General features: G+C 39.9%; 14 protein-coding genes. 5 read left to right on the forward strand and 9 right to left on the reverse strand.

Annotated features, from left to right (window positions below):
* Positions 1–79 precede the first annotated feature (79 nt).
* The 8 genes from Psch_RS10295 to Psch_RS10330 all read right to left on the reverse strand — a co-directional run bounded on the left by Psch_RS10295 (position 80) and on the right by Psch_RS10330 (position 7,568).
* Positions 80–457: a glycerol dehydratase reactivase beta/small subunit family protein gene (locus tag Psch_RS10295; RefSeq protein WP_190240104.1), complete on the reverse strand. Its 378-nt coding sequence runs from the start codon at positions 455–457 to the stop codon at positions 80–82.
* Positions 435–2,288 carry a diol dehydratase reactivase subunit alpha gene (locus Psch_RS10300; protein ID WP_190240105.1) on the reverse strand — a complete coding sequence of 618 codons (1,854 nt, stop codon included), beginning with the start codon at positions 2,286–2,288 and terminating at the stop codon, positions 435–437. Before Psch_RS10300 ends, Psch_RS10295 begins: the two co-directional genes overlap by 23 nt.
* 56 nt (positions 2,289–2,344) lie before the next feature.
* Complete coding sequence (locus tag Psch_RS10305; RefSeq protein WP_190240106.1) at positions 2,345–2,623, reverse strand: ubiquitin family protein; 279 nt, start codon at positions 2,621–2,623, stop codon at positions 2,345–2,347.
* A gap of 84 nt (positions 2,624–2,707) precedes the next feature.
* The gene (locus Psch_RS10310; RefSeq protein ID WP_190240107.1) at positions 2,708–3,109 is read right to left on the reverse strand and encodes a GlcG/HbpS family heme-binding protein; all 402 of its coding nucleotides are present in this window, start codon (positions 3,107–3,109) and stop codon (positions 2,708–2,710) included.
* A gap of 16 nt (positions 3,110–3,125) precedes the next feature.
* Positions 3,126–4,838, reverse strand: a complete 1,713-nt coding sequence (locus tag Psch_RS10315) for an aldehyde ferredoxin oxidoreductase C-terminal domain-containing protein (RefSeq protein WP_190240108.1) — start codon at positions 4,836–4,838, stop codon at positions 3,126–3,128.
* 2 nt (positions 4,839–4,840) lie between these two features.
* Complete coding sequence (locus Psch_RS10320) at positions 4,841–5,257, reverse strand: diol dehydratase small subunit (RefSeq protein ID WP_190240109.1); 417 nt, start codon at positions 5,255–5,257, stop codon at positions 4,841–4,843.
* Between the two features lie 27 nt (positions 5,258–5,284).
* On the reverse strand, positions 5,285–5,848 hold the full coding sequence (locus tag Psch_RS10325) for a glycerol dehydratase reactivase beta/small subunit family protein (RefSeq protein WP_190240110.1): 564 nt from the start codon (positions 5,846–5,848) through the stop codon (positions 5,285–5,287).
* Between the two features lie 25 nt (positions 5,849–5,873).
* A complete protein-coding gene (locus Psch_RS10330) occupies positions 5,874–7,568 on the reverse strand; it encodes a propanediol/glycerol family dehydratase large subunit (protein WP_243124008.1) in 1,695 nt (564 codons plus the stop codon).
* Positions 7,569–8,002: 434 nt separating this feature from the next.
* Between Psch_RS10330 and Psch_RS10335 the strand changes: the two genes are divergently transcribed.
* From Psch_RS10335 to Psch_RS21665, 3 genes are read left to right on the forward strand one after another with little or no spacing between them, the layout of a single operon-like run.
* Positions 8,003–8,191, forward strand: coding sequence for a hypothetical protein (locus Psch_RS10335; protein ID WP_190240112.1), 189 nt, complete (start codon positions 8,003–8,005; stop codon positions 8,189–8,191).
* A gap of 35 nt (positions 8,192–8,226) precedes the next feature.
* Complete coding sequence (locus Psch_RS10340) at positions 8,227–8,544, forward strand: transposase (RefSeq protein WP_190240113.1); 318 nt, start codon at positions 8,227–8,229, stop codon at positions 8,542–8,544.
* Positions 8,541–8,735, forward strand: coding sequence for a hypothetical protein (locus tag Psch_RS21665; protein ID WP_427910095.1), 195 nt, complete (start codon positions 8,541–8,543; stop codon positions 8,733–8,735). Before Psch_RS10340 ends, Psch_RS21665 begins: the two co-directional genes overlap by 4 nt.
* Before the next feature lie 206 nt (positions 8,736–8,941).
* Here Psch_RS21665 and Psch_RS10350 read toward each other — a convergent pair whose 3' ends face one another.
* The gene (locus Psch_RS10350; protein WP_190240114.1) at positions 8,942–10,216 is read right to left on the reverse strand and encodes an MFS transporter; all 1,275 of its coding nucleotides are present in this window, start codon (positions 10,214–10,216) and stop codon (positions 8,942–8,944) included.
* Between the two features lie 349 nt (positions 10,217–10,565).
* On the opposite strand from Psch_RS10350, the gene Psch_RS10355 reads away from it, so the two are divergent.
* Positions 10,566–12,578: a sigma-54-dependent Fis family transcriptional regulator gene (locus Psch_RS10355; protein WP_190240115.1), complete on the forward strand. Its 2,013-nt coding sequence runs from the start codon at positions 10,566–10,568 to the stop codon at positions 12,576–12,578.
* A gap of 176 nt (positions 12,579–12,754) precedes the next feature.
* Positions 12,755–13,294 (forward strand): cob(I)yrinic acid a,c-diamide adenosyltransferase, encoded by a 540-nt coding sequence (locus Psch_RS10360; protein WP_190240116.1) that lies wholly within the window; start codon positions 12,755–12,757, stop codon positions 13,292–13,294.
* The last annotated feature ends 26 nt before the right edge of the window (positions 13,295–13,320 follow it).

Consider the following 13,320-nt stretch of genomic DNA (forward strand, 5'->3'; position numbering starts at 1 on the left):
TATGCTGTTCTGAATTATTTTTAATTTCGCGGTTTGGCCAAACCTGCCTGATACCACATTATATGAGTTCGGTTTTAGACTAAATATCCAATAAAGGGAGTCTCTTTACAATACGTCCTGCATTAGTCCCTATTCGTCTAGCTTTATCTAAATTAACTTCATTGGGTTCTAAATAAAAATAGGGCTGTTTGGGTGGTAGCTTCTTATGATGTAATACAATTTCTTTATCTCTTCCAATAAATATTCCAACAGCGAGTGAAGATCTTAAGGCCATATTATAAGCAGACTCCACAGTATCACAAATTAAGTCGTTATCATCTTGTTTTTCAACAATAAATGGAATTTCTTCTTCCTCTAACCCGAAAATGATTTCAGATAAAAAATGATTTGTGTCAGTATTAAGAACGCAACCAATGATAACTGTCGGACCGGAATCAGACTTCCTGTTTTTTAACATTCCCATCTGTCCTCCTTGAGAAATATGATAGGACTAATCCGGTTGCAACAGCATTTCGTGGGCCTTCCTTCCCCCTAACATTGGCACTACCACAGACAATTCCAAAACGTCTCAATAATGTTTCTGAAATCATTAATGGTGTTTCAAAATCAAGTGATGACCCTCCAACTAAAACTGCCGACCTTACTGTATGAAGATTTTGACCTGGCGCAACAATTGTGAGACCTCTAATTACATTTGCTATAAATACTCTTTTTTTGGCAGTTTGCCGGACTAATTTAACTTTTTCCAAAGAACTTACACTTTCTATTGGTTCCATATGTTTCTGATCGAAAATTACAACCTTCCCAAAAATACTTGGTGGAAGCGGCTCACTGAAAAATTTTATTGTTCCATCTTCAAGTCTTACATGATACATACTCTCTACCTTTGCAGCGGGAAATTTTTTAACTTTTTCTGCTAAATCCAAATCATTTAGTTGAAGCTCTGAATTTATCATCATGGTTACCATATCTCCAGCTCCAGCTAAATGAACATATTTTTTACATTCACCAAGTGAATCAACCCAAGCTACATCGGTAGAACCAGCGCCTATGTCAATCAACGCCATTGGCAATTGGACTCCAGGGGTTGTTCTAGCTCCCATTTGGGCCATTACAACTTCAATGCCTTCGATGAAAACCTTTTTCCCGGTTTCTTCGGTAAGCTTTTGGGCTACTTCCGTTATCAAAGATTTGTTAGTCCACACCATAGCTCCAAGGGCAACAGCCTTATTTAAAGTATATTCGCCAGCCAAACCACCTTTAATCTTCTCTGGAATAGAGGTATCCACGGCCAATATATCTTTGATTTTTATTAACTTAAAGGGCTGACCACTTACTTCCTGCATTGTTTGTTTTACCCGCCACAACATGCCACCGACATTGGTACCAGGTTCCCCGACAACATCTGCAATTTCCTCAAAATGTCCCAACATCTGCATGATTGAATCGGCGCCTTCATTAACATCAATTTCAACAGAGGAAGTATCCCCAAAAATTTTTATTTTCCCGGCCGGTATCCTTCTTTCCTTGATTGATCCTTCAGGAGTTTTTATTACAACAGCAGATCTATTACCAATAAGTGAAACGGCCATTGGAGCAACCATAGCTGTTTTTTCAGCATTTAATTTAAAAATAGTAGCTAAACCATATGGATTACACAGAGTTCGAATTACCTGGCCTTCCCCGGCTACTTCTACAGCAGCTAACATGTCTAATGGAACCATCTCAACATGTTGGACTTCATCGACAATCGGAATTTTCCTTATCAACCTATTGTTAACCAGTACTGCCTCATCTCGCTGTATGATAGCGCCTTCAATTTGTATTCCCATTTCAAAAGCCTGATTGATAATTTTTGCAGTCGATTCAAAATCTACACTTTTAGGAACAACAGGAATGTACTTTTTACCTATTTCTCCCTTAGTTATAATATTAGTTATTTCAATGGTCGTTCCGATACCCAGCCCAAAACCTCCCGGAGTTAAAGGATTGTGGCCAATCATTGCCGATTCAGTAATAATTGTTTCTGTTACCGTAGACATAGCAAGATCCGCAATAACCGGGGTAGCTTCATTGATGCATATTACATCTATATTTTCTATATTTAAGTTGCATTCTTTTAAAGCCAGCTCAAGAGCTTTTTTAATTCCGTTAACATTTTGGCAAGTACCTTTAATTCCTGTTGTTTCGGTACAAGAACTAGATAAGAATTCTATCGCATTCGCATCCAATCTACCAATACAAGCTTCAGTACTATCATTCCCAATGTCAACTCCAACTACAACCATAACTGACCTCCTGTATTTACCTGCTTAGTCAATCCTTAAACTGGTGTAAATATAGATTACCCTCCAGCAGTTTTAGATAATAACACAATCGTCATATCATTTTTTAGATGAGTTTTCTCATACTCTAAATCATATATCGACCTTCCGTCGATTAAAATGTTAATATTTTTACTGATCGTCCCATCTTTTTCGTACAGCACATCTCCCATCTCAGATCCAAACTCTTTGTATAAATATCTCAGTAACAGTTTGATATTGGAAATGTCCTTTGCATCTATTTCAATGAACGGAACTCTAGCAACCTGTCTAATATTAGCATAGAACTTTACTCGCAAATGTGCCACACCTCCCCATAGTTTTTTCTTTAATCAATAATATTGGCCGGGCCATTATAAATAATGGCCCGGCTTCCTTTTAATCTACTTTAGGGCATCTACCCCTGCATCAGCACACTCTTTATCCTGATCAGCTGTTCCCCCGCTTATGCCTAGCGCTCCAATTAATTTATTTCTTACATATATAGGTTCTCCCCCGCCAAAAGTGATTAGGCGCTGGTTATTGCTAAAGTGAATACTATAAAGAGAACCGTTGGGCCGGCATTCATCAGCAATAGTGGCAGTTGATATACCCCAAGCAGATGCTGTGTATGCCTTGTTAATCGCCACGTCAATACTACCCCATGGGGCTCCATCCATTCTTTTCACTTCTACAATATGTCCGTTTGATTCAACCACTGCCGCTACTATTTTGATGCCAAGTTCCTGTGCCTTGACATGAGCAGCCTTGATTACTTCTTCCGCTTGATTCAAAGTTATATCCATTTTTTTCTCTCTTTCTTTAAACTATCCTATCCAAATCTTTAAACGGAACATCCCATACAACATTATGGGGAGGCAAAGGTTCATTTACTATAAACTCTGGTGGCCGGTTAATTACTATACCAGCCCGGCGGTTAAATTCCCGTTCAGAGGCAATCATATTATCACCCAGTTGGAAAATCGTTTCTGCAGTAAAGTCCGATCCATACACTGCATTAACCATTTTCACAACCCCCTCTAAACAGCTGGGGTCGGGAAACGTGGCATAAGTAGCCATAACGCAAATCCCCAGGCAGTCAAAAGTTCCAGCATAATTTTGGTATGCTAAAGATACATCAACTTTTCCATCGGTTGTTAAAGGATCTAAATCCAATCCCAATTTCAAAACTTCTGCTGATACAACGTAACCAGCATTATGATCGGCACCTTGAGGAGTAGTAACATAAGTTACTCCTTGTCCTTTAGAAGCTCTGGGATCATAGCCACCCCATGTTTGACCTTTTACAACAGGAATCCTTTTAATACCTAGAACCCTTCCGGTACTTAAAGCTCCTGCCCCAATTAACTTACCCAACACTGTCCCTGTTGCAATTTCGTCAATTATTTCTAAAACGCGGTCACTGTCACCCCAATTCAAAACCCCTGCTTCCATTGCAACACCCAATGCCCCAGCAATTTCCATTGTGTCAACACCAACATCATTACATTTTCTATTTATTTCTGCAATTGCATCTAAATTATTAATCAGCAAGTTGGGACCAAGCAGTGCTACAGTTTCATAATCGATTTTGCATACGTTTTCTCCGTTTTTCCCGGGGTACTTATTGGAACACCTTATAATACATCCCCTTTGGCAGGGATGCCCCATTTTTCCACTGCCTCGCTCATTGATCAAGTCCACCATGGTCTGAGCGTTAACGTGGTCACACTCGTCCCATTCACCTTGACTCATGTTTTTAACCGTCATATCGCCAGCCGCATTAATAGGATCAACAAGTACAAGTGTACTCCATTGGGGTAACCCTTGTCCGGTGGTCTCGTTTTTCAGCAGACCATTTGTGTACTTTTTTCTGCCTTCCATAAAGGCCTTTTCATCCTGGATTCTAACTTTATCTTTTGTTTTTTCAATTACTATCGCTTTTAGCCCCTTAGAACCCATAACCGCCCCCAATCCTCCACGGGCAGCAAACCTTTCCGGTTCATCCTCACTGTTGGTGTTTGCAATCCCCGCAGTTGCCATTAACTGCTCACCTGCAGGTCCTATGCAAGCAATTCCAACATTTTCAAACCTTTGCTTTAATATTTCTCCTGTCTCATAGACTCGTTTGCCTTTTAACTCATTTGCCAAAATTAACTCTTTCCTGTTTGCACCTAAATACAGAATAAACAGGTCTTTTGTATTGGGGATATCTTCAATAATTACACTTTTGATACCCAATCTTGCCAAATAAGCAGCATTGTTTCCTCCAGCATTTGCTTCCTTTATAGTACCTGTCAACGGGCTTTTTCCTCCGTATGACAAACGGCTTGAGGACGATGCCGATGTTCCTGCCATCAATCCAGGTGAGATAATCAATTTATTTCTCGAACCTAAAGGTTCACAATCAGCATCCACTTCATCTAAAAGAATGCGAGCATTTAGACCACGTGCTCCAAGAAGCCGGTAAGCTTCTGGAACAGGTTCTTCGGTTATTTTTTGGGTCAGCATATTGACCCTAATTATACAGTTCACAATTATACCTCCTCGCTTTTCAGGACCCCTCTTTCTTCGTAATGATGTACTGCTTCCCTTACAAGCTCAGCATTAAGAGTAGCATTATATTTTGTTTCCAAGTCATCAGCTATATCAAGCAACTCTTTTTTCGTGACACGATAAGGACGAAGTTTATCATAGATTTCCAGAATTATTCCGTCTGGAACAACACAGAGTTCTTTAGCACGTCTGAGGTTTGCGGCAAACTGGGTTCTCCCTTGCTCTTCAGCTACTTTAGCCTGAAGCTCCAACGTCTCCGGAGAAATACGAATATCCATATTGTCTATTTCCCCGCTGATAATTTTTTTCAAGTCAATTTCGTCAAGTTTCTTTCCGGAAATCCCCTTAATCAAACCAGGGGACTTTTCTGCAAAAGGATACTGTTTAATATAGCTCATTACATAATCCTCCTTAATTTATTATTACTAAAACTTAACGTCTAATTCCATTGGGATACTGTTCTTAGAACATCTTCTTTCTTCAATTTGATGGATTAAAGCTGCTAGTGGAAGAGTTCTAGCCTTAACAGTGTGCGCATCAAGTTTACTCCATGGTGCAACAATCAGTTCCGGTTCCAAGCCAATAGCGTATCTTGCGGCATTTCTTCCAATCGCTCTATAATGCTCAAGTCCAATAAAGGGAGCCATTGAAAAGAGTTCTAAATTAGACAACGGATATAAATCTTTTTGATGGATGACGGTTGTTCCCTTACTTTGGATCCCTACAGATATTCCCGAACCGCTCAATTTCGCGCCATCATGACCGATAAAGGCCAAGTCAGCAGTTCGTGAAAACCTTACAATTCTCGTATCAACACCCTGTTCTTCAGCGCCTGCGATGATCTCAAAAAGAACATCTCCCAAACTCAATCCACTGAGGGTCTGGAAAATATCTATACCAAAGGCGGCACTTACTGCAATAACTATTTCCTCGTTTTTTATTCCCGGTTTGGCAGGCCCTATATTCTCTAAAACTAAACCTCTTGCCATCTTTTAAGCACTCCTTTTTGTTAAATTATTTCAAAGCCAACCCAGTTTGTTTTTTCACAAAATCTTCGGGTGCCATAGCCTGGCGAAGGTTCTTAATCTCTTCCCATCTTTCCCCTTCAACACGGTAACCGGTCCCTGGACCAGCATAATCATTAGGTGTATTCACGCCACTGTAACATTTAAATTCATCATCAAATATCGCCGAGGTATGCAGGTAATCTCCAGACAATCTGCATTTTAATAACTGGGTAAGAGACGATGCCAGTTTAGAATAGCCTTTATTGTGTAATGCCTTAATTATGTCAACCAGAGTTATGCCACTCTCTTTAATCATTTTATTAAGCTGGATATTATCTTTTTGGTCGCGGTCAATATCATCGCTATCATTACAGTAAATTATTTTTTCAATTTGCTCATCGCTGTACCTCGGCCAGCCCATTTCATCACACAGATCTTGGGCAATTTTGGCAGCCTTGGCCCTAATCGCAATAAATTCCTCTTCAGTGAGTGATTTTAGCCCTGCATCAGCCTTAAAATCTCTTTGAAGCGCCATTTCATCTTCCAAATCTTCTTGGTTGTAACAGGCCCCGGAAAACATGTTATCCCAGATTGAGGTAAACCCAAAACCTGAATGAATAAAATCTGTCCCTGCACACAACCAGGGAATAACATGTGACCAACGCCGCGCTTCAGAACCTGCCCATGGAGCATCGTTTCCTGAAGCGACCTCCAAGCCCCACATCATGCAGATAAGGTTTTCAGCCATAACGCAGAGTTGCCCTCCAGGAAGAGAGGCTGCAAGAGGCGAGCAACTAATCCCCCCGTTTTGAACCCCCTGGACACCTGACCCTAGGGTAAGCGCAATGCATCTTGCTTCAAGGTATAAAAGCGATTTTCCCTCTGCCTCGCCCATAGTTATTTCCGAACCAGTGCCTGATGTAAAACGCAATTTCAAGCCTCTTGAGGCATATGCACTGGCAAGGAATGTCTTCGACCATGGCAAATCGTCCCCATCAACAAATACTTTTTCTGTTCCATACACTGAAACTGTTTCCGCATAACTAGTGAAACCCTTCATGCCAAGCGCAAGCTCGGTGGCTTCTTCAACCGCACATTGTGTCAGTACACCTGGCCTACCAATTTGAGAACCTAACAAGATACCCAGGGCTACGTTATGAGCATTACGCACCCAGCCAACAGTAGCCTCAATTTCCGCAAATCCCATCGCTGCGGCACATGCTGCATCAGCCATGAGAAGGGCCATATCGTCCTTGTGGTTACAAACGTGTGTCTGGTTTGCCGGCCGCCTGCGAGCTCTAAGTTTATGTGCAGCCATCATCATTTCAACTGCATCCAGATTTTTTACAACATCCACTACTTTAGCAGGTGTCATGCCACGGGCTAAACGAACAATTTCTTTCCTGGGCACATTGAAATCCACCATCATACGTGCAAATTTAGCAGAGTCAACTGCCATAGCCTCCTCGGCAACAGTAAGATCAACTGCGTACTTTGCAATAAACCGATCAAGCAAATCATAATCCTTTTCACATTTTCCATCCAACTCAACAACCCGATTATTTTCAATCTTAATACTTGGTTTTGGGTCATTCGGACTATCCCAACAGATTAGTCCGACTTCGGGCATTTCTTTTAAAAATGTGTCCTTTACAACTTCACGAGTATCAAAAACATTTTCAAAACGTTTTGATCGTTTCACAATATTACCCCCTAACATAGTTGTTTATTTTGTTCTTGAAAACAAAGTCAACGGTTAATATAGTATTGATTCCAGTGCAAAAACCCCTCTAAAACCCGAGAAAATTGGGTAACCAAGAAGGAATTAACATCCCTGAAGTCGAATTACAAAGATAACAAGAGTAAACAAAAGCTACAGAGAGATAATTTGACTTCAGGGGGATTCAAGGTGTTTCGGGAGAATAAATCACATCAACAACCTGAATTATTCAATAGCTTTAACGATTTACACCCTAAAATCAAGTCCATCCTGGAAAAAAGCTGGGCGCCCATATACTACGAGCATGTCTTTTGTAAAATAGACGAAAGTAAATTTGCTGAAATATACTGTCCCGATAACGGCAGGCCAAATTTTCCGGTACACATTCTTCTCTCTCTTGAGTTCATTAAACATATGTGGCAAACCTAGCCGAAACCTGTTCAGATGACAACCCGGTGCAGTTGATTACCGATTATACATTGGAACAAAACACTAAAAGCGATGTTGAAATGCTTAAAGAGCGTCTGCCGGTAATCAGTGAAAAGACTGATCTTGCTGAACTTTACACAGATGGCGGTATTACAGCGAAGATGTACAGCAGATAGCCAAAGACAACGAAGTGAAAGTGCACTTTACCGATATGACCGGTCGCAAAGCTGACCCTTATAAGCTGCCACTGAGTGATTTTACTACCGAAGAACACAAGAAGATAACTGCCTGCCCTGAGGGGCAAGCTCCTGTCCAGAGCTACTACAACGAAGAAAAAAAGGCGCTAACAGCATATTTCGAGCTGGATAGATGTAGCCATTGTTCCTTAAAAGATAACTGCCCGGTTAAGATTCAAAAGAAGAAGGCCGTTTTAAAGGTAAGTCAGAAGTCTGTAATAGCTGTTTTACCAGAAAAGAACTTGCTGACAAGGAACAGCACCGGGCAAATATTAGTAAGCGGGCCGCTATAGAGGGTACCAACTCCGCTCTAAAAAGGGGCCAAGGCGCCAACAAACTTTATGTCCGTGGGCAAGTAAAATGCAGCCTGGTATTGGGTATGAAAATAATTGGCCATAACTTCCAGCAGCTCAAGAAATTCTTCAAGTCGCTTACCAATGTACCGGCGACGCCAGGGATTAGTGCCCCCATTCAAGCAAGGTAAGAAAAAATGTTTGGTATCTGGTCGTTGAGTAAGGCCTCGGGTGTGTGTTTATGACCGACATATGGTATCAGATACAATCCGAGAATACCAAAGATTGTCAAATTTATGTTTGATAGGTAGGGTCAAAGAAAAAAATCATGGGTTTCTGCAGTAGAATCAGTATTACATAATTAATCCTTCTACCCCCATTCATCTCAGTACTTGATTTACTTTTTAATAGCCAATCCGGTCACTAGTCCTAATACTGACATTGCAGCAAAAATATACAAAGCAATATAATTTGAACCGGTCATATCAACAAAGGAGCCAACAATTGGGTTTGCAATAACGCCACCCAGTAAACCAAGAAACAGCAACATCCCAGAAGCTCTTCCAGCAAAAGCGGGGCGTACAAGTTCGGCAGGAAGGCACCAAAAAGGTCCGTTTACAAAAGGTATGGAGCCATAAGCTACAAACAAAACAAAAGGTAGAAGCCCAAGTGAAGCATAAGGTACCCATAAACAGAATACGAGGCATAATGCGAAACCTATTACAATCACCGGATAACGCTTACTGTGAAATACTTTGTCAGATAGCAGTCCTCCAAGTGGGGATGCAATTAGTGTCGAGAAAAATGTAACCGCCAAAACACTTGCAACTGTTTCCGGACCTAATTTCATATCATTAGCCAGCAACAACGGTAGATAACTCCCTAATGTAAAAACAATAAAACAGTTTGCAAAAATATTTACAGCAGCTAACCAGAATTTTGTTGACCTAATTGTAGCCTCCCAAGTTTCTGGCTGTACGTACTCATTTGTGGATGATTCTGCAGCTGTATTTTCGCCCGTTGTTTTGGGTAAGATATCATCAATTGTTTCGACACCCGGATAAAGTTGTGCAAGGTCTTTAAACAACAAGAAATAAAGAATCCCAATAATAACTCCCGGAATCCCTATTAACATCGCAGAACCGTTTTGCCAGTTATAACCGGCGTTTAATAAAATAGGCGCTAATGCAGAGTCAACTACAAAACCAATTCCCATAAAACCCAATAATATTCCCTGAGTAAAACCTCGCTCTCTTGCTGGAAACCACACAGCTGCACTACCTAAAACGGACCCCATAAAAATACCACCGGAAATTCCTTGGATAAAACGTACTCCTAACATAACTGTGTAATTATGGACAAAGGGCCAAATCACAGTACTGACAATCGCTATAACAATTCCGATTGTCACAATGTTACGTGTTCCAATTTTTGCTCCCCAGCTGCCACCAAAATAGTTAAATAAAGCATAACTTAGAAAAGTCATGGTAACCAGCATTCCAAATTGTGCAGTGTTTAATTTCCAGTCTGTCATTATCACGGTGCCAAAAGTTGCAACTAATTGGACAGCCATAAAAAAGAAAGTCATCACTAAACAGTTTAATGCTAATGCTAGCCAACGAAAAGACGGTGCTACCTCAAGTTTTATTGAAGCAGTTTTAGCATTTTCCATCACACTTACCCTCCTTAAAGAATGTAAACTTTTGGCCTAAAAATAACATCCACTAGATCCAAAAATTTCTTTACCTCCTTTATAATTTTTTGTCGCGACAATTTTTAGTAAAAGCAAATTCAATGCCAAATCTGGATGTGCTGTTTTATTTTTTTAGACTTGTTTGTAACCAGCCTTTTAGGCTATTTTTTATTGATAAATGATATTGGTTTAATTAAGACTTTTTTATATAATTTAGACATGATGTACTACTATGACACATATTGTTCCATGGGACACTTGTCTTAAATTGGCACATAATTGTAAACAACAGTTTTTGAAAATTCTTTGAGGCAAAGGAGGCTCCACAATGGCCCTAAATGAAAAACAACGTGAAGAAATGCTCTCTCTCTGGGAACAGGTACATTTCCAAAACAAAACTGAGGATATTTCTATCTCAGAAGATATACGGGATTCATGGGAAAGAAGCAAACAACATGGGGTTGATCCCTTCATCCCCAAAAATTACTATATTATTACTAAAAAAGAATTAGGAGAAAAAACACATCAAAATAAGGAGTTGTTGAATGCAGCATTACCGGCAATGGAAGAAATGTATTCACTTCTTAAGGAATTTAACTTTTGCACAGTTATTGCAGATAATAAGGGATTTATCCTAAAAAGGATTGGAGAAGAGTATGACCTCGTTTTCACTGGCGGACACAATTTTGTAGAGGGCTCAAATTGGTCAGAAGAAGTGATGGGTACAAATGCTGTTGGGTTAGCCCTAGCTATTGATAAGCCATGTACAGTATACGGCTATGAACATTATTGTAGGTGCGCCTCTACATCAGCTTGTTTTTCAGTTCCAATTCATGACACAAAAAACAATATATTAGGAGTACTTAACTTAACTTGCCCCTACATTTACGCTTCCAATAGTGTACATACTTTAGGTATGGTCGTTTCTGCTGCCAAAGCGATCGAAAGGGAAATTGCCTTACAAATAGCCTATCAAACGGCAATAAATGCTAATATACACTTAAGGGCAATAATGGAATCGATTATTGAGGGTCTAATTGCTATGGACCAGAAATTTACTATAACTCACATAAATAATCGTGCATGTGACATGCTGGAAATCAATCTTGATAATTGTATGGGTAAAAATATTAAAGATGTCTTGGGCTATGATAACAATGCCCTTCTTAATATCTTATCGTCTGGGAAAAAAGTATACGGTGAAACAATTTTTCTGGGAACAATGCATGGAAAAAAGAAGTTTCTGGTTAATTGCACACCATTAGACAAGACAAAAGAAATAAATTTTGATTTGGATAGCCCTAACTTACCGAGTAAAACTGGGGCAGTACTAATCCTTCATGAAATTCAGGAGTTTAATAGAATGGTTAACAGAATTGTTGGGGCAAGACCTAAAACCAACTTTAAAGACCTTATTGGCAAATGTAATAGTTTTCAATTTGCTGTTGATCAGGCAAAAATGGCTGCTGAAACCAGCTCGAACGTAATATTGCTTGGGGAAAGTGGAGTAGGAAAAGATTTATTTGCCCAGGCCATTCATAACGCAAGTCAAAGAGCCCGCGAACCTTTTTTTGCAATAAATTGTGCAGCAATACCAAGGGAATTGATTTCCAGCGAACTGTTTGGATATGAAGAAGGGGCATTCACCGGTGCTAAAAAAGGAGGAAACCCGGGGAAATTTGAATTAGCCAATATGGGAAGTATATTCTTAGACGAGATTGGAGAAATGCCGTTAGATCTCCAAGCATCTTTATTAAGAGTGCTTGAGGAACAGACTGTTATGCGTTTAGGGGGCCGGGAAGTAATTCCCATTAACGTGAGACTTATTAGTGCAACTAACAAAGAATTGCAGGAGGAAATTGTTAAGGGACATTTTCGTCCTGATCTGTTCTATAGGTTGGCGGTAATATCTATTAGAATTCCCCCTTTACGAGAAAGGAAAGAAGACATTCCTGATCTAGTGGAATTTTTCATTAGATTTATTTCTTCAAAACTTGACAGGAACATAAAAAAGGTTGACCCAAAGGTTATGGATCTTCTACTAAATTACAATTGGCCTGGAAACATACGGCAATTAAGAAACGTTATTGAACGGATAATTAACCTATCCAAATATGATACCCTCACTGTAGATTTACTTCCACCTGAATTGCATAAAAATGTTCTTAAGATTTCTGCAAATCCTTTTTCGCAGGAGGTTCCATCAAAAGAAAATGTTGAAGAGCAATTAATAAGGGATTATTTGGATAAATATCATTATAATAAAAGCGACACTGCAAAAGCATTAAAAATCTCCAGAAGCAGCCTGTATAGAAAGATGGAAAAATACGGCATTAAATAGAGCGCCCTCTTAACGGATGAGGCTGGGCTTTTCTTGTTGATATCTCCTCCTTGAATTGAAATCTTCGGGCTTGGCATAGAAAATGCAATTTAAAAACGGAGATGATAGTTTATACTTTACCATGCCCGATTCAAGTATCTAACTAACATCATAAAACAACACAAGGGGGTAATTGATTGAACAAGGAGTTGCTAAAAAAAGGATACGTACAGGTTTACACGGGAAATTGCAAGGGTAAGACTACTTCAGCCCTGGGCCTGGCTTTCCGGGCCATGGGGCGAGGGTTAAAGACCTATATCGGGCAATTCATGAAAGGCCAGTATTACTCAGAGCTTAAATCGGCAGAAATGGTTAGTCCCTATATTACCATAGAACAGTATGGGAAAGATAACTTTATCCATGTTGTAAATCCTCCGCATGAGGAGGATATTCAGATGGCTCATAGCGGCTTAGAAAAAGCAAAGACGGCCATGTTTTCCGGTAAATACGATATCATTGTCTTTGATGAGATTAACACGGCCAATTATTTTAACCTGATCACCACTGAAGAAATGTTGGAGGTAATAAAGACCAAGCCGGACGGCGTTGAAATAATATTTACAGGACGTTATGCTCCTTCCGAGGTAATCGAAGCTGCTGATCTGGTAACTGAAATGGTGGAAGTTAAACATTACTATGAGCAGGGAGTGCCGGCCCGGGACGGAATTGAGCGTTAAAAAAAGTTATGATATTTACCTTGGCC

Origin of the sequence: Pelotomaculum schinkii, from assembly GCF_004369205.1 — a bacterium.
GTDB lineage: Bacteria > Bacillota > Desulfotomaculia > Desulfotomaculales > Pelotomaculaceae > Pelotomaculum_C > Pelotomaculum_C schinkii.